General features: G+C 68.8%; 16 protein-coding genes. 10 read left to right on the top strand and 6 right to left on the bottom strand.

The window, feature by feature from the left end:
* Nucleotides 1-99 precede the first annotated feature (99 nt).
* Entirely contained in the window at nucleotides 100-1,074 is a 975-nt protein-coding gene (locus NQK81_RS32485; protein ID WP_257484509.1) for an aldo/keto reductase, read from the top strand.
* Here the strand turns inward: NQK81_RS32485 and pqqB are convergent.
* The 5 genes from pqqB to pqqA form a co-directional block, all read right to left on the bottom strand.
* The gene (gene pqqB, locus NQK81_RS32490) at nucleotides 1,071-1,928 is read right to left on the bottom strand and encodes a pyrroloquinoline quinone biosynthesis protein PqqB (RefSeq protein WP_257484510.1); all 858 of its coding nucleotides are present in this window, start codon (nucleotides 1,926-1,928) and stop codon (nucleotides 1,071-1,073) included. The genes NQK81_RS32485 and pqqB overlap by 4 nt on opposite strands.
* Nucleotides 1,925-3,004, bottom strand: coding sequence for a pyrroloquinoline quinone biosynthesis protein PqqE (gene pqqE, locus NQK81_RS32495; protein ID WP_257484511.1), 1,080 nt, complete (start codon nucleotides 3,002-3,004; stop codon nucleotides 1,925-1,927). Before pqqE ends, pqqB begins: the two co-directional genes overlap by 4 nt.
* Complete coding sequence (pqqD, locus tag NQK81_RS32500; RefSeq protein WP_126735668.1) at nucleotides 2,995-3,267, bottom strand: pyrroloquinoline quinone biosynthesis peptide chaperone PqqD; 273 nt, start codon at nucleotides 3,265-3,267, stop codon at nucleotides 2,995-2,997. The genes pqqE and pqqD overlap by 10 nt, the downstream gene beginning before the upstream one ends.
* A 2-nt stretch (nucleotides 3,268-3,269) precedes the next feature.
* Complete coding sequence (pqqC, locus tag NQK81_RS32505; protein ID WP_126735667.1) at nucleotides 3,270-3,947, bottom strand: pyrroloquinoline-quinone synthase PqqC; 678 nt, start codon at nucleotides 3,945-3,947, stop codon at nucleotides 3,270-3,272.
* Nucleotides 3,948-4,030: 83 nt separating this feature from the next.
* Nucleotides 4,031-4,138, bottom strand: a complete 108-nt coding sequence (gene pqqA / locus NQK81_RS32510; RefSeq protein WP_126735666.1) for a pyrroloquinoline quinone precursor peptide PqqA — start codon at nucleotides 4,136-4,138, stop codon at nucleotides 4,031-4,033.
* A gap of 295 nt (nucleotides 4,139-4,433) precedes the next feature.
* Here pqqA and NQK81_RS32515 point away from each other — a divergent pair, with 295 nt between their 5' ends.
* A complete protein-coding gene (locus tag NQK81_RS32515; protein ID WP_257484512.1) occupies nucleotides 4,434-5,420 on the top strand; it encodes a PQQ-dependent sugar dehydrogenase in 987 nt (328 codons plus the stop codon).
* 125 nt (nucleotides 5,421-5,545) lie between these two features.
* On the opposite strand, the gene NQK81_RS32520 is transcribed toward NQK81_RS32515, so the two are convergent.
* Nucleotides 5,546-6,922 carry a WS/DGAT/MGAT family O-acyltransferase gene (locus tag NQK81_RS32520; protein WP_257484513.1) on the bottom strand — a complete coding sequence of 459 codons (1,377 nt, stop codon included), beginning with the start codon at nucleotides 6,920-6,922 and terminating at the stop codon, nucleotides 5,546-5,548.
* A 95-nt stretch (nucleotides 6,923-7,017) separates the two neighbouring features.
* Here NQK81_RS32520 and NQK81_RS32525 point away from each other — a divergent pair, with 95 nt between their 5' ends.
* The 8 genes from NQK81_RS32525 to NQK81_RS32560 all read left to right on the top strand — a co-directional run bounded on the left by NQK81_RS32525 (nucleotide 7,018) and on the right by NQK81_RS32560 (nucleotide 16,768).
* Nucleotides 7,018-8,031: a glutathione S-transferase family protein gene (locus NQK81_RS32525; protein ID WP_257484514.1), complete on the top strand. Its 1,014-nt coding sequence runs from the start codon at nucleotides 7,018-7,020 to the stop codon at nucleotides 8,029-8,031.
* A complete protein-coding gene (locus NQK81_RS32530; RefSeq protein ID WP_257484515.1) occupies nucleotides 8,015-9,172 on the top strand; it encodes an NAD(P)/FAD-dependent oxidoreductase in 1,158 nt (385 codons plus the stop codon). Before NQK81_RS32525 ends, NQK81_RS32530 begins: the two co-directional genes overlap by 17 nt.
* Nucleotides 9,165-9,788, top strand: a complete 624-nt coding sequence (locus tag NQK81_RS32535; protein WP_257484516.1) for an MSMEG_1061 family FMN-dependent PPOX-type flavoprotein — start codon at nucleotides 9,165-9,167, stop codon at nucleotides 9,786-9,788. The genes NQK81_RS32530 and NQK81_RS32535 overlap by 8 nt, the downstream gene beginning before the upstream one ends.
* Before the next feature lie 109 nt (nucleotides 9,789-9,897).
* Entirely contained in the window at nucleotides 9,898-11,529 is a 1,632-nt protein-coding gene (locus tag NQK81_RS32540) for a thiamine pyrophosphate-binding protein (RefSeq protein WP_257484517.1), read from the top strand.
* Nucleotides 11,526-13,586 (top strand): hydantoinase/oxoprolinase family protein, encoded by a 2,061-nt coding sequence (locus NQK81_RS32545; RefSeq protein WP_257484518.1) that lies wholly within the window; start codon nucleotides 11,526-11,528, stop codon nucleotides 13,584-13,586. Before NQK81_RS32540 ends, NQK81_RS32545 begins: the two co-directional genes overlap by 4 nt.
* Nucleotides 13,583-15,280 carry a hydantoinase B/oxoprolinase family protein gene (locus NQK81_RS32550; RefSeq protein ID WP_257484519.1) on the top strand — a complete coding sequence of 566 codons (1,698 nt, stop codon included), beginning with the start codon at nucleotides 13,583-13,585 and terminating at the stop codon, nucleotides 15,278-15,280. Before NQK81_RS32545 ends, NQK81_RS32550 begins: the two co-directional genes overlap by 4 nt.
* Nucleotides 15,281-15,282: 2 nt before the next feature.
* Nucleotides 15,283-16,068: an SDR family NAD(P)-dependent oxidoreductase gene (locus tag NQK81_RS32555; protein WP_257484520.1), complete on the top strand. Its 786-nt coding sequence runs from the start codon at nucleotides 15,283-15,285 to the stop codon at nucleotides 16,066-16,068.
* A gap of 4 nt (nucleotides 16,069-16,072) precedes the next feature.
* Complete coding sequence (locus NQK81_RS32560) at nucleotides 16,073-16,768, top strand: GntR family transcriptional regulator (RefSeq protein WP_126735657.1); 696 nt, start codon at nucleotides 16,073-16,075, stop codon at nucleotides 16,766-16,768.
* Nucleotides 16,769-16,961 lie beyond the last annotated feature (193 nt).

The following is a 16,961-nucleotide window of genomic DNA, read 5'->3' on the forward strand; positions in this document are numbered from 1 at the left end:
TATCGACTGCCGGGACGCGAACCATCAAACAGTTATTTGGGGGTGTCATTGGCCGGGAGATCCGGTGCGGTGATCGGATGTCTGTGCTCTGCTGGAGACATGCGTACGACGACATTGGGCAGGAGCGGTCTCGAGGTGTCGAGGATCGCTTTCGGCACTTGGCAGCTCGGCGGGGACTGGGGTTCGTTCGACGAGGACGCGGCCATCGCGGCGATCCACCACGCCCGCGAACTCGGGGTGAACTTCTTCGACACCGCACAGGCCTATGGTTTCGGGAAGTCCGAAGCGATGCTGGGGAAGGCGCTGCGCGAGGAACTCAAGCGCGACCGAGACAACCTCGTCATCGCCACGAAGGGCGGTATCAAGCCTCGTTCCGAACGGCCGCGCGACTCGCGGCGCGAGTGGCTGACGCAGGGCATCGAGGACAGCCTCCGCTTCCTCGACGTCGACCACATCGACCTCTACCAGATCCACTGGCCGGACCCGGGCACTCCGGCCGAAGAGACGGCGGGGATCCTGCAGGAGTTCGTCGACGCCGGGAAGATCAGGCACGTCGGTGTCTCGAACTACGACGCCGCGGCGCTCGCCGCCTTCGACAAGACCCGGCCCGTGGAAACCCTGCAGCCGCCGTATCACCTTTTCCGCCGCGACATCGAAACCGATCCTCTCCCGTACGCGCGTGAGAACGACATCGGCGTGCTCGTGTACAGCCCACTCGGCAGCGGACTGTTGACCGGATCCTTCACGCCGGAGACGACGTTCGAGAAGACCGACTGGCGGTCACGGTCGTCGGCGTTCACCGGCGAGACCTTCCGGCGCAATCTCGCCGTCGTCGACCGGCTCGAGGAATTCGCGGCGGACAAAGGAATCTCCGTCAGTCAGCTCGCGATCGCGTGGACGCTCGCCCAGCCGGGTGTGCACGTCGCGATCGTGGGCGCGCGCAAGGCGACCAACATCGAGGCCAGCCTCGCCGCCGCCGGCATCGACCTGACCGCGGACGATCTCGCGGAGATCGACCGGCTCACGGCCGACGCCGTTCCCGTGTCGGGCGCGAGCCCCGAAGGTGTCGCCTAGAGCTTGAATTCGGTACCGTCCAAGGGAAGCGAGGCGCCGCCGTCCAGCACGGCGGCGTGCTCGGGCGACGCCGGATCGACCACCGGGTTCGTGTTGTTCAGATGTGTGTACACCCATCGAGGGCCAGGCCGGAGCTTCGCGAGGCTGCCGGTGATCGGCAGATGGCCCATCGCCAATTGAGCGCCTGCCTCGGCCGCGGTGGCGCCCGACATTTCTTCCGGTGCGTAGAAGGTCCCGTCCAGCAGTACCAGTCCGGCGTCGCGGGTGAAGTCGTCGAATCCGTCCGGCCAGCTCTTCAGGCAGGGCGCGTATACGAAGACGCCGCCGGTCTCGACGTCTTCGATCCGGTACGCCACCACCCAAGGGCCGTCCTCAGTGGACGAACGTGCGTACTTCGGCCGCTTGTCACTCACGGGAAGCACACTCACCCGGAGACCGTCGATAGAGACTTCCGACGACGGCAGCCAGTCCCAGCCGCCGTAACCGTCGATGATCGACCGCGCGGGGAACTGCTCGGAGAGGGCGCCCAGCACGGCGTCCGGTGCCCACACGGGAAGGCCGCCCGCTTCCCGCAGGAGAAGCAGCCCGAGTGAATGGTCGAGTTCGGCGTCGGTCAGCAACACCCCGCGCAGCGGGATTTCCCGAGGCCCCGGCCCGGCACGCAAAGGCGGCGTGGCGAGGATCTGCGCACGGATGTCCGGCGACACGTTGAGCAGGTACCAGCCCTCGCCGTCCGCGCTCACCGCCACACAGTCCTGCGTGCGCGGTGGCGCGCCCGAAACGCACAACGCGCAGGCACAGTTCCACTGCGGGAAGCCGCCGCCGGCCGCGGTACCGAGCAGGATCACCCTCATCGTGGCGTCCGCATCACGAGTTCGTCCGTCTTCGCCTGCGTGGCGAGGATGAGGTCGACCACGCCGCGTTGCGGGGAACGCGAGCACACCGGATCCGTCGCCGAGGCGTCACCGGTGAGCTGGAACGCCTGGCACCGGCAGCCGCCGAAGTCGATCCCGCGCCGATCGCAAGTGCCACAGGTGTCCGGCATCCAGTCCTCGCCGCGGAAGGCGTTGAAGGAGCCGGATTCGTACCAGATCCACGCCAGCGGCTTGTCGCGCACGTTGTCGAATTCCAGTGTCTCGATCGCCGTCGACGCGGGGCACGGCAGCACGTTCCCGTCGGGCGCCACGGTCAATTGCCGTGCGCCCCAGCCGTACATGCACGGCTTCGGGTACTTCTCGTAGTAGTCGGCGACGACGTAGATGATCTCCATACGGCCACGCAGCCGTTCGGTGGCCGCGCGCACGATCGGCTCGGCCTCGTCGAGCTGACGCCGGGTCGGCATCAGGGCGTCGCGGTTGCGCAGGGCCCAGCCGTAGTACTGCGTGTTGGCCAGTTCGAGCCGGTCCGCGCCCATTTCCTCGGCGAGGTCGATGATCCCGGCGAGCTGATCGTGATTCTGCCGGTGCAGGACAACGTTCACCGACAGCGGCAGCCCGGCCTTCTTGATCAGTCCGGCGGCGATCAGTTTACGGTCGTGCGCCCGCGCCCCGGCCAGCCGGTCCGCGCGGTCGGCGGTCGCGCCCTGGACGGACAGCTGGATATGCGCGATACCGCGTTCGGCGAGATCGTCCAATCTGGACTCGGTCAGGCCGAGCCCGGAGGTCACCAGGTTGACGTAGCATCCCAGTTTCGTGGCGTGTTCGACCAGGATGGGCAGATCCGGTCTGGCGAGCGGCTCGCCGCCGGACATGTGCACCTGTAGCACGCCGAGTTCCCGGGCCTGGGTGAGCACCGAAAGCCATTCCTCTGTGGACAGTTCGCTGTCGCGCGTGATCAGTTCGACCGGATTCGAGCAATACGGGCAATGCAGCGGGCAACGGTGGGTCAGCTCGGCGAGCATGCCCAGTGGCGCCGCGGTGTTCAGGTCCATTCGACGATCCGCCGTTCTCCCAGCCGGGACAGGACGTCCAGGATCTCTTCCTCGCGCACCCCGGTGTAGCGCTCGCGCAGGGCCGAAGCGATTCCCGCGACGTCTTCGACCCCGTCGCAGAGGGAAAGCACGGCCGCGGCGGTCGGATTCGGGACGAGCACGCCTTCGGGGAACAAAAGAACGTGCGTTTCCCTGGTCTGGTCGTAGCTCAGCCGGACCCCGCGCCGCAGCCGCGGCACCGAGCCCGGTTCGAGGGTGGTCATGGCTACTCCTTGGCCGCGCGCTCGATGGCGTCGAGCATCGACCAGAGCACGTCGGTCTTGAACGACAGCGCGGCGATCGCCTTGTCCTGCTGCTCGCGGGTGACGGCATGCCGCACGACGATGTCGAGCGTGCCCTTGCCCTCGCCGGAGACCTTGTCGATGCGATTGGTGAAATAGGCGAGGTCGTCGGGCGCGATCCACGAATAGTTCGCCAGCATGTCGGCGACCCGCCGCTGCATGAGATGGCCGGCGAACATTTCGGTCAGCCCCGAGGCGACCGCTTCGAGCCAAGGTTTCGTGCGCGCGAAATTCACGTAGGCGTCGACGGCGAACCGCACACCGGGAGCGACGTGCCGCTGATCGAGAACCTCTTCGCGGTCGAGCCCGACCGCGGTGCACAACCGGAGCCATCGCTCGATTCCGCCGTCACCGGCCTTCGTCCCGTCGTGGTAGACGATGCGGTCGAGCCATTCCCGGCGGATCTCCGGCAACGGGCAGTTGCTGATGATCGCCGCGTCCTTCTGCGGGAGAACGCATTGGTAGTACCAGCGGTTCGCGGCCCAGATCTTCAGCTCGCGCGCCGACAGGTGGCCTTCGTGCATCCGCACGTGGAACGGGTGGGTGCCCCAATAGCGGTCCGAAAGCCCGCGCAACGCCGCGATGAACTCCGACGACGACATGAGGGACACCGTGCAGCCTCCGGGTGCTCGCTGATCGGGACGGCGGCGGTGGTGGGGGACGGCCCCCACCACCGGATGCGGATTCAGTCCTCCATACGGGCCGCGTAAGCGGTGACCTCCATGGGGGTTTCGTATTCGACGAAGTCCGGGGTGGTCCATTCCTCGATCATTTCCGCTCCTAACGTCCACATGGGATCGAACAGGGCCGAGCCACCGTCACCCTAGAAGCGCGTCGCCGATTCTGACCAGACGTAAGGACCGACTTCCGGCGGTATTTTGTAAAGTTTCCTACCTATGGCCGAGCGAGCGGGGCGGGCCGTCACGCTCGGCGCACACAACGGTTAACGGCCGGTGGATCCGATAGCCCGTCCAGTGGTGTCCGATTCGTTCCGTTGTGTGTTTCTATCCAACTCGACGGGTGCACCCCGACCACCCGCCTACCGCCGCCATCCGAGCTCCAGGGGTGTAGCTGAAGGAGGCGTCCCCATGTCCTTACGTCGTACTCTCGCCGCCACGTTCGCCGCGGCGACGGCCGTGTCGATCGCGGCCGTCCCGGCGGCCGCCGAAGCGCCGCCGTCGACACAGGCGATCAGACAGCTCGCGAGCGGCCTCAACCAGGCCTGGTCGATCGACTTCCTGCCCGACGGCACCGGCGTCTTCACGCAGAAGGACGCCAGGACGATCAGCAAGATCGACAAGGCGGGCAAGGTCACCACGGTCCAGACCATCCCCGGGGTGAGCGTCACCGCGGAGGCCGGCCTGCTCGGCATCGCCGTCTCGCCGAACTACGCCACCGACCAGACGGTCTTCATCTACTACACGACCAGCTCCGACAACCGGATCGCCAAGCTGAAGCTGGGCCAGACGCCGACGCCGATCGTCACCGGCATCCCGCGTGGTTCGCAGTACCACCACGGCGGGCGGATCCGGTTCGGCCCGGACGGCTACCTCTACGCGGGGACCGGCGACGGCCAGAACGGCGCCAACGCGCAGAACAAGAACTCCCTCGGCGGCAAGGTCCTGCGGGTCACCACCGACGGCGCGGCCGCGCCCGGCAACCCGTTCAACAGCCGCGTCTACTCCTACGGCCACCGCAATGTCCAGGGCCTGACCTGGGCGAACGGCCAGCTGTACATCTCCGACATCGGCGCGAACAAGCTCGACGAGCTGAACAAGATCGAGCCAGGCAAGAACTACGGCTGGCCGACCTGCGAGGGCCCGTGCAACACGGCCGGGATGACCAACCCGGTCAAGTCCTGGCCGACGTCCTCGGCGACGCCGAGCGGACTCGCGGCCTACAAGGGCTCGCTGTACATGGCGTCCCTCAAGGGCGGCACGTACAAGCTCGACCTGAACGGCAACGGCGGCAAGCTCTGGACCAACCTCGGCCGCACGCGTGACGCGACCGCCGGCCCGGACGGCCAGCTGTACACGATCACCCCGGGTGCCCTCTACGTCTCCGACGGCAGCTAACTCTCAAGGGTCTCCCGCGCCCGGCGGAGACTTCACCGGCGCAGCCTCTTTCGGGCCGGAGGCCCACGAAAACGTTTTGCGGGGCGCCATGTACATGTGGCCAGGCGCCCCGCGGAACGTTCTCGTCAGCTGCGCCCGATAGACACCGAGTGTTCGAGTTCGGCGAGCGCGGTGTCCAGGTGGGTCAGGATGCGCTGCAGATGCGGCACGCTCCGGCGGCAGCCGGTGATGCCGAAGTCCAGGTTGTCCCCGTTACTGGTCAGCGTGATGTTCAGCGCCTGCCCGTCCAGCAGCACCGACGCCGGGTAGATGCCGTCGAGCGCCGCGCCGTTCCAGTACATCTGCTTGCGCGGCCCCGGGACGTTGGAGATCACCAGGTTGAACGGCGGTTTCGTGTTGTTCACGAAACCGGGGATCGGGGACACGCCGAGCTGGGCGACGTTGATCCCCGACAGCAGCAGCGTCTGCAGCGGGGTCAGCTCCGAGAAGAGCTTCTTCCCGTTCCGCATGGACGCGTTGATCGTCGCCAGCCGGGCGGCCGGATCGGTCAGATGGGTGGCGAGGTTGCACAGCAGCGCGCCGATGTTGTTCCCCGCCGCGTCCCCACTGTCCTTGCGCCGCAAGGAAACCGGGACCATCGCGGTCAGCGGCACGTCGGGGAGCGCGTTCTGCTCCATCAGGTAGTCGCGCAGCGCGCCCGAGCACATCGCGAGGACGACGTCGTTGCGCGACACCCCGGCGGCGGTCGCCACCTTGCGCACCCGGTCCAGCGACCAGGACTGCGCGGCGAACCGCCGGGCCCCGCCGATCGGCACGTTCAGCATGGTCTTCGGCGCCTGCGCCGGCAGCGTGAGCGTGTGCTCCTGGAACGCCTCACGCGCCACCTTCATCGCGGCGGGCGCGATACCGGCGAGCTGGTTGACCGTCTTGCCGAAGGTGCGGAACACCGAGGGCGACACCTTGCCGTTGCGGCCGCCGTCGGGTTTGGCGCGCCGCCCCCACGGCGGCGGGCAGTCGAGGTCGGCCGGGTCGTCCGACAACGTACCCTGCAGATGACGCAGCGCCGAGACGCCGTCCATCAGCGCGTGGTGGATCTTGCTGTAGATCGCGAACCGGCCGTCCTGCAGGCCCTCGACCAGGTGGATCTCCCACAGCGGGCGGTGCCGGTCGAGCAGGGTGCTGTGCCAGCGGCCGGTGAGCTCCAGCAGCTCGCGGATCCGGCCGGGCTGGGGCAGCGCGGAATGCCGGAAGTGGTAGTCGAGTTCGAGATCGTTGTCGGTCGCCCACGCGACGTGGCCCGCGGTGTTGACCGGCCGGGCGGGACGGCGCCGGAACACCGAGCGCATGTTGTCGGAATCGAGCAGGCTCTTGCGGACGTCACGCAGATAGTCGTCCCCGGCGCCCTCGGGTTTCCTGAACAGTTGCAGTCCGCCGACGTGCATCGGATGTTCGCGCGTCTCCACGAGAAGGAACATCGAGTCGGTCACGGGCATGAACGGCATCGTCGGACCACCTTCCGCGCGGCGGCGTGCGGACACGCCGGGTGCCAGAGTCTACGCACACCGAAACCACCTTCTCACGCTTTAGGGTGGCTCACATGACGATCCCGACCGATCCGCAGACGGGTGAGTTCCGTCGGTCCGCCAACCATTTCGACGCGCGTGTCACCGCCGACGGCCGCGACGGCTGGCCGGTGGAGGCGGGGAGATACCGGCTGGTGGTCAGCCGGGCCTGTCCCTGGGCCAGCCGTGGCCTGGTCGTCCGGCGGTTGCTCGGCCTCGAGTCCGCGCTGAGCGTGGCCGTCGCCGACCCGATCCAGGACGAGAAGAGCTGGCGGTTCACCCTCGATCCCGGTGACCGGGATCCGGTGCTCGGCATCAAGTACCTGGCCGAGGCCTATCACGCCGCGGATCCGCACTACATGGGCGGGATCAGCGTTCCGGCCATTGTGGACATTCCGAGCAAACGGCTGGTGAGTAACGACTATCCTCAGATCACCCTCGATCTGTCCACCGAATGGACCAGCCTTCACCGGCCCGGCGCGCCCGACCTTTACCCAGAGCGACTTCGCGGCGAGATCGACGACGTCAACGCGGGGGTCTACGCCGACGTCAACGCCGCCGTGTACCAAGCCGGATTCGCGACCAAGCAGGCCGCGTACGAGGACGCCTACACCCGCCTCTTCACCATGCTGGACGTGCTTTCCGAACGGCTCGAAAAGCAGCGCTACCTCGTCGGTGACACGATCACCGAAGCGGACATCCGGTTGTTCACCACGCTCGTCCGCTTCGACGCCGTCTATCACGGGCACTTCAAATGCAACCGGAACAAGCTGACCGAGATGCCGGTGCTCTGGGCCTACGCTCGCGACCTCTTCCAAACGCCCGGTTTCGGTGACACCGTCGACTTCGACCACATCAAGCGGCACTACCACGCGGTGCACGAGCAGGTGAACCCGACGCGGATCGTCCCTTTGGGACCGGACCTGTCCGGCTGGACGACGCCGCACCACCGGGAGCAGCTGGGCGGGCGCCCGTTCGGCGACGGCACGCCGCCGGGACCGCCGCCCGAGGACGAACGGATCGGGGACACGGATGGAGCCACTGCCTGAACGCACCGACGTCGTCGTGATCGGCGGCGGCATCATCGGGGTCGCCTGCGCGTACCGGCTCGCCGCCGCCGGCGTCCCGGTCCTGCTGCTCGAACGCGACATCCTGGGCGCGGGCTCGACGGCGAAGGCGGCGGGCGGGATCCGGTCGTCGTTCACCACCCGGGTCAACATCGAGATCGGGCTGCGCGGGCTCGCCGAGTACGCCTCCTTCGCCGAGACGTACGGGACCGAGATCGATTTCCGTCGCGACGGCTACCTGTACCTGGTCACCGACCCCGCGGACCTGCCCGAATTCGAACGCTGTGCCGAACTGCAGAACTCCTACGGCGTCCGCAGCCGTCTCGTCGAGCCCGCCGAAGCGCGGCGGTTCTCCCCGCTGATCGACACCGAGGGCGTCGTCGCGGCGCTGTGGTCGCCGGACGACGCGAAGGCGACTCCGGACTCCGCGGTCCAGGGCTACGCGCGGGCCGCTCGCGCGCACGGCGCGGTGCTCAGGACCGGCGTCGAGGTCGTCGGGATCGAACGCGACGGTGACGTGATCACCGGTGTCCGGACCTCGGCCGGTTTCGTGCGGACGGACGCCGTGGTCTGCGCGGCGGGCGCGTGGTCGGGCCGGATCGGCGAACTCGCCGGTGTCGACCTCCCGGTGCGGCCGTTCCGGCGCCAGGTCGTGTTCACCGGACCGGTCGCGGACCTGCCGGGGTCGGTGCCGCTGACCATCGAGATGCCGTCCGCCTTCTACTTCCACCGCGAGGGCGCCGGCCTGGCGATGTCCTTCTGCGACGGTGATGGCGACCCCGGCTTCGACACCCGCTATCAGCCGGGCGAGTGGCTGCCGAAACTCGCCGAGATCGCCGCGCGCCGGGTGCCCGCGGTGCTCGACGCGGGGATCCGCGGCGGCTGGGCCGGGCTGTACGAGATGACCCCGGACCGCAACCAGATCGTGGGGGAAAGCGTCCACCTGTCGCGGTTCTTCTACGCCACCGGCTTCTCGGGACACGGGTTCCAGATGGGCCCGGCGGTGGCTGAGCTCGTGCGGGACCTCTACCTGGGGCGGGTCTCGGAGATCGACATCAGCGGGCTCGACGTCCGCCGGTTCGCCGGCGACCGGGCCGTGACGAGGGAGCACAACATTGTCTGAGTTCGTCGAAGTCACCACCGAGGCCGAGCTGCGCGAGATCCTGCCGCCGCCGCTCGAACGGACCGCGAACAAGGCGCGCCCGAAGCTGCACGAGATGGACCGCCAGTGGCTCGCGGAGTCGCCGTTCGTGCTGATCGCGACGTCGGCGGCGGACGGGACCTGCGACGTCTCGCCGAAGGGCGACCCGGCCGGGTTCACGCTGGTACTGGACGACACGCGGATCGCCATCCCGGAGCGTCCCGGCAACCGGCGCGCCGACGGGTTCCGCAACGTGCTGTCGAATCCGCACGTCGGGCTGATCTACCTGATCCCCGGCCGCGGCGACACGCTGCGGATCAACGGCCGCGCGCGGCTCGTGCGGGAGGCGCCGTTCTTCGACGACATGATCGTGAACGGCAACCGGCCGAAGCTCGCGCTGGTCGTCGACATCGACGAGATCTTCCACCACTGCCAGAAGGCGTTCATGCGCTCGAAGCTCTGGTCGCCGGAGAGCTGGGCGCCGGACGCGCTGCCGTCGCGGGCGGTCATCTCCAAGACCTTCGAGCGGCCGGAGGACAGCCTCGCCGACCTGGAGGCGTATTACGCTCCTGCGGCTTACTCGGCCGGGTTGTACTGAAGCCGGCTGCGCGTGAAGGCCCCCTTCCCTCGGCTCAGCCGAGGGAAGGGGGCCTTCACGCGCAGTGGCCGGTTGCTGGATCGTTGAACGATCTGGCACTATCGGCGGGGTGCCTGCACCCACCGGAGCCCAGCATCTCGCCGACGCGCTGACCGCTCTGGGGACCGAAGTCGTCTTCGGTCTCCCCGGGGTGCACAACCTGCCGTTATGGGAGGCGCTGGCCGATACGGACATCCGGCTGGTGGGGGTCCGGCACGAGCAGACGGCGGGGTACGCGGCCGACGGCTACGCCCGCGCGACGGGCAAGCTCGGCGTCGCGCTGGTGACCACGGGGCCCGGCGCGGCGAACACGCTCGCCGCCGTCGGCGAGGCCATGGCGTCGGCCGCGCCGGTGCTGATCATCGCGACCGACATCCCGTCCACGCTGCGGCGGCCGGGCGTGGTCCGCGGCGTGCTGCACGAGACGTCGGACCAGCAGGCGATGTTCGCGCCGGTCACCAAGGCGGGGTTCACCGTCACCAGCGCCGACCAGGTCGCCGCCACCCTCCACCGCGCGGCCCGGCTCGCGCTCCAGCCGCAGAGCGGGCCGGTCTACCTCGGCATCCCGGCCGACTTCCTGTCCGAGCGGACGCCCGCGCGCCGTCCGCCGCGGTCGCACGCCCGGCCCGCCGAGATCCCGGATCTCACCGAGGCCGAGGCGCTCCTGGCCACCGCCGACCGACCGCTGATCTGGGCGGGCGGCGGCGCGCTGCGCGCCGAGGCGGGTGAGGCGATCGGGAAACTCGCCGAACGGCTGGCCGCGCCGGTGCTCACCACGTTCGGCGCCCGCGGGCTGCTGCCGGTCGATCATCCCTGTCTCGCCCCGAATCCGGTGCACGCGCCCGAGGTTGGCGCGCTGTGGGACGAGGCCGACGTCGTCCTCGCGATCGGCACCGACTTCGACGGGCTGATGACGCAGAACTGGCTGATGCCGAAGCCGAAGAAACTCATCGCGATCAACGTCGACCCAGACGACGCGGCCAAGAACTACCAGCCGGACATCACGCTGGTCGGTGACGCCAGAGTGCTCGTCGAGGCGCTGAAGGTCGAGGAACGGCCGGGTATCGCGGCACTCGTCGGCAGGCTCGCCAAGGTCTCCGCCCGGGTACGGCGGCGGATCAAGGAGGAGGAACCACAGGCCGCGGACCTTCTGTCTACTTTGGATGAGGTGTTGCCGCCCGACGCGGTCGTGGTCGCGGACATGTGCGTGGCCGGGTACTGGATCGGCGGGTTCCATCGCGTCCGCGCGCCGCGCAAGCTCGCGTACCCGATGGGCTGGGGCACCCTCGGCTACGGCTTCCCCGCCGCGCTCGGCGCGAGTGCCGCGGGCGCCGGCCGCGCGATCTGCGTCAGCGGTGACGGCGGTTTCCTGTTCGGCTGCGGCGATCTGCACACGCTGGCGCAGGAACAGTTGCCGGTCACGGTGATCCTCGTCGACGACGGCGGCTACGGGATGCTCCGGTACGACCAGGATCGCGCGGGATTGCCGCGTCGAGGGGTCGACTGGGACAGTCCCGATTTCGTCGGCCTGGCGAGGGCCTTCGGCGTACACGCGGACCGGGTTTCCGGGTTCGGGCGGGCGTTCCGGCGGCTGCTCGGTGAATTCGTCGAGTCCGACGAGCCCAACGTGCTGGTCGTGCGCGCGAAGATGGCACCGCCGCTCAACACCTCGCCGCGCTGGTACCGCAAGGAATCCCCGTGACCGGGCTCCGCGTCGGCGTGGACATCGGCGGCACGTTCACCGATCTCTGCGTGCTCGACGGCACCGGTCTCGTGGCGGTCGGCAAGGTGCTGACGACCCACGACGAACCGGCCCGCGCGGTCGAGGAAGGTCTCAAGAGGACACTCGCCGACGCCGGGCTGGACGCGGGAGACGTCGAGCAGTTCGTGCACGGCACCACGCTGGTGACGAACGCGCTGATCGAACGCAAAGGTGCTCGCACGGCGCTGCTCGCGACCGCCGGTTTCCGCGACGTGCTGGAGATGCGGCGCGAGCACCGGTACGAACTGTACGACCTGCTCATCGAATTGCCCGCCCCGCTGGTGCCACGGCACCTGCGGTTCGATATCCCCGAGCGGATCCTCGCCGACGGTACCGTCCACACAGGACTGGACGAGGAGTACGTCGCGCGGCTCGGCCGGGAGCTCGACGCCAGGGGCATCGACGCGGTGGCGATCTGTTTCCTGCACGCCTTCACGAATCCCGCGCACGAAAGACGCGCCGCCGAGGTGCTGCGGGAGGTCGCGCCCCGGCTGCGGGTCGCGCTCTCCAGCGAGGTCGTCCCCGAGATCCGCGAATTCGAGCGAATGTCGACCACCGTCGGATGCGTCTACGTCCAGGATCTCACCGAACGTTATCTGCGTGATCTGGAAAGGCGCCTGCACGAGGCCGGGGTGCGGCCGTCGCCGCACATCATGCTGTCCAACGGGGGAATCGCGACGGTGGACACCGCCGCGCGGTACCCGATCCGCATCCTCGAATCCGGTCCGGCGGGCGGGGCGCTGGCCGCGTCCGCGATCGGTGCCGCGGCCGGTGTCGAGGATCTGCTGGCCTTCGACATGGGTGGCACGACGGCGAAACTGTGCCTGATCTCCGATGGCGCACCGCTGGTGACGCACGAGTTCGAAGTGGACCGGAAGTACCGGCTGCTGCCGGGTTCCGGGCTGCCGGTCAAGGTTCCGGTCACGGACATGATCGAGATCGGGGTCGGTGGCGGCTCGATCGCGCGGATCGACGCGCTCGGCCTGCTCACCGTCGGCCCGGATTCGGCGGGGTCCGAGCCCGGACCGGTCTGTTACGGGCGAGGCGGTGCCGAGCCGACCGTGACGGACGCCGACCTCGTGCTCGGTTATCTGGACCCGGGGTATTTCCTCGGTGGCGGAATGACTTTGGATCTCGAAGGCGCGCGCGAGGCCATCCGCTCGAAGATCGCCGGACCGCTCGGTGTCAGCGTCGAAGAGGCGGCCTGGGGTATCCACACCAGCGTCAACGAGGACATGGCGAACGCGGCCCGCGTCCACGCCGTCGAGCGCGGCAAGGATCCGGCGAAGCTCCCGATGTTCACTTTCGGTGGCGCCGGCCCGGTGCACGGCGTCGGTGTGGCGAGGGCGCTCGGCGCGCCGGAGGTGGTCGCGCCGCCCGCCGCCGGAGTGCTCAGCGCGGCGGGATTCCTCACCGCGCCACTGGCTTTCGACTTCGTGCGTTCGGCGCGCTCCGCGGTACTGGACATTTCCTGGGAACAGGTCGACGCGCGGTTCGCCGAGATGGAGGCCGAGGGCGCGGAGCTCCTGGAGAAGTCCGGTGTGGACGGTTCCGACGTGACGCACCGCCGGATCGCCGAGATGCGGTATTCCGGGCAGGGTTACGAGATCCGCGTGCCGGTCGGACGGGGGAGCTGGCCGGAGTCGCTCATCGACGCGTTCACCGAGACCTATCGGACGCTGTACCGGCGGGCCGGGCCGGACGTCGCGATCGAGGTGCTGAACTGGCGCGTCGTCTCCAGTGGTCCCACGCCCGAGGTCACGCTGAAACTCGCGGGCGCCGAGGCCGAGGGCGACGCGCGCAAGGGGAGCCGCCCCGCGTACTTCCCCGGCGAAGGTGGATTTGTCGACACGGCGGTGTTCGACAGGTACCGGCTCAAGCCGGGTGATCGCGTCGAGGGGCCGGCCATCGTGGAGGAACGCGAGTCCACCGTGGTCGTTCCGCCGGGTGCGCGCTGTGTCGTCGGCGCGGACGCCAGTCTGGTGGTGACGGTATGAGCGTCGACCCGATCCTGGTGGGGGTGCTGGGAAACCGGCTGCACTCCATCCTGGCCGAACAGCAGAACGCGCTCGTGGACACGGCCTTCTCGTCCGTGGTGCGGGAATCGCTCGACCTCGCCTGCGCGGTGTTCGACTCCCGCGGCGAGATGATCGGCCAGTCCGTCGGCGGGACACCGGGCCATATCAACGCGATGGCGACCGGCATGCGGCATTTCGTCGCCGCGTACCCGCCGGAGACACTGGAGCCCGGCGACGTCCTGCTCACCAACGACCCGTGGCAGACGGCCGGGCAGATCAACGACATCACCGTCGCGACGCCGGTGTTCCTGCGGGGACGGCTGGTCGCCTGGTTCGCTTCCTGTTGCCACGCCCCGGACATCGGCGGGCGGCTGGTCTCCGCCGAGGCCAACGAGGTCTTCGAAGAGGGACTGCGCCTGCCGATCATGAAATTCCTCCGCGCGGGCGTGGTCAACGCGGATCTCGAACTGCTGATCCGTGCCAACGTGCGCACTCCGGAGGAGACCATCGGCGATCTGTACGCCCAGGTCACCGGCAACGAGGTCGGCGCGGCGGGCCTGGTGCGGCTGCTGGAGGAGTTCGGGCTCGATTCCCTGGACGACGTCGCCGCGGAGATCATGAACCGCTCCGAGCGGGCGCTGCGGGACGCGCTGGCGAAACTGCCGGACGGCACCTATACCAGCGAGCTGGTGACCGACGGGTTCGACGACGAAGAGATCGTCCTCAAGGTCGCCGTGACCATCGACGGCGAGGACATCCACCTCGATTTCGCGGGGTCGTCGCCGCAGAGCCGCCGCGGGATCAACGTCGTCCTGAACTACACCCGGGCGTACGCGTCGTTCGCGATCAAGGCGGCGATCTCGCCGGAGGTGCCGCACAACGCGGGCTCGTTCCGGCCGGTGCACGTCACCGCGCCGGAGGGCTCGGTGCTCAACTGCACGCCGCCCGCGCCGGTCGCGTCCCGGCACCTGATCGGGCACTTCCTGCCTTCGCTACTGATCACGGCTCTGCCGGGGAACGCCATGGCGCACAGCGCGGACGCGTTGTGGATGACGATCTGGCGTGGCGCCGACGCCGAGGGTCGCGAGTTCATGCTCAACGTCTTCCAGACCGGCGGGATCGGCGCGCGATCCACAAAGGACGGTCTCGGTACCACCGGATTCCCGAGCGGGCTGCGGTCGACGCCGACGGAGGTCATCGAGACGATGGCCCCGCTGATCCAGCGCGAACGCGTGCTGCGCACGGACTCCGGCGGCGCCGGGAAATGGCGTGGCGGCCTCGGCCAGTGCACCACCATGGCCGCCCGCGGCACGATCTCCTGGAGTGTCAACGGGAACATCGACCGGGTGCGCCGGCCGGCGTCCGGTGTGGACTCGGGACACGACGGCGCGGTGGGCCGGTTCGAGCTCGCCCGCGGGGCCCTGCCGTCGAAGAGCCGGGTGAACCTGCGGCCCGACGACGTGGTGAACGTGATCCTGCCGGGCGGCGGCGGGCACGGTGATCCCCGCGAGCGCGATCCGGAGGCCGTACTCGCCGACGTCGTCGACGGGTACGTCTCGGTGGAAGCGGCGCGTGAACTGTACGGCGTCGAAGTCACCTATCACGGGGATCCCGAGGCGCTGGTGCGCCTTCCGGAGGACTACACAGCGGTTTCGCTGAGAGGGAGGAAATGAGCATGGGCCGGCTGGCAGGCAAGGTCGCGGTGGTCTTCGGGGGCGCGAGGGGTATCGGCCTCGCCACCGTGAAGGAGTTCGTCGCCGAGGGCGCGACCGTGTTCTCCAGTGACATCCGCGAACCCGCGGAATCGGTCGAAGGCGCCCGTCACTCCCTTGTGGACGCCACCGACGAAGGACAGGTCGACGAGTTCGTGCGCGGTGTGGCCGCCGAAACCGGGCGGATCGACGTTCTGTTCAACAACGTCGGCATCCACCTCGGGAAACCACTGGTGGACACCACGCTGGCGGAGTTCGACAATATCTTCGCGCTGAACGTGCGCGCGGCCTTCCTCGGCACTCGAGCGGTGCTGCCGCACATGATCGCGAACAAGGCGGGCAGCATCATCACGACGTCGTCGAACGGCGGGGTGATGGGCCGCCCCGGCGACCCGGTGTACAACGCCACCAAGCACGCGCTGGTCGGCCTGACGAAGTCGATCGCCGTCGCGCACGCGCACCAGGGGATCCGTGCGAACACGGTCAACCCGGGCGCGATCGACACGGACATGCTGCGCGGCACCCTCGCGTCGCCGGAGGACTTCGAAGCCAAGCAACACCAGCTGACCGCGAGCACGCCGGCGGCGCGGGTCGGCGAGGCGTGGGAGGTCGCGAAAGCGGTCGTTTTCCTGGCCAGCGACGAGTCGCGCTTCGTCAACGGGGTCGCGCTTCCCATCGACGGCGCCAAGGCCGCCGGTGCCATGCCGGGCAACCGGTACAGCCTCGACTTCGAACTCGGTGTCAGGTAGCGCCATGTCCACATCCGCCGCCGAGGAGACGCTGGCCCGCGACAGACCCCTGCTCGAACGGAGCGGGACGGCGGAACGGGTCGCCGAGATCCTGCGCCAGCGCATCACCGAAGGCGTGTTCCCGCCCGGGTCGAGGCTTTCGGAACCGTCGATCAGCGCCGCGCTGGGCGTCTCGCGCAACACCCTGCGCGAATCCTTCCAGCTGCTGGCGCACGAACGGCTCGCGGTGCACGAACTCAACCGCGGCGTGTTCGTGCGGGAGCTGACCGCGCAGGACATCTCGGATCTCTACGTGATGCGTCGGGTCACCGAATGCGGTGCGCTGCGGCGCGCGGCCGAGCGGTCCACTGTGGACCTTTCGGCGGTCGCGGCGGCGGTCCGGGAGGGCCGTGCCGCGGCCGGTGAAGGCGACTGGCAGGCCGTCGGGACCGCGAGTATCGCGTTCCACCAGGCGTTGGGGGATCTGGCGGGCAGCGAGCGGGTCAGCACGACGATGCGCCAGGTGCTGGCGGAGACGCGGCTCTTCTTCGTGCTGGCGGAGAACACGCGTGCGTTCTTCGAGCCGTTCCTGGAACGGCACGAGCGGATCCTGCGGGATCTGGAGCGAGGGCGGTTCGGGCCCGCTGAGACGGCGCTGGAGAAGTACCTGCGGGATGCGGAGAAGCAGCTTCTGGCGGCTTACGACCGACGGGAGTCGTGAGGGCGCTTTTTCGCGCGTTGCGAAAGCCACTTTCGCAACGTTGAAGGTTGCGAAAGTGGCTTTCGCAACGTCGGCGGCCTGCCCAGGTGGTTCGGGCGCGTGTCGCGAAAGCCACTTTCGAGACGTGGGATGTCCCGAAAGTGGCTTTCGCGACACGGCCGCCGACCGGGCCGACAAGCCGGACAAGTCCGCG

Origin of the sequence: Amycolatopsis roodepoortensis, from assembly GCF_024628825.1 — a bacterium.
In the GTDB taxonomy this organism is placed as follows: domain Bacteria; phylum Actinomycetota; class Actinomycetes; order Mycobacteriales; family Pseudonocardiaceae; genus Amycolatopsis; species Amycolatopsis roodepoortensis.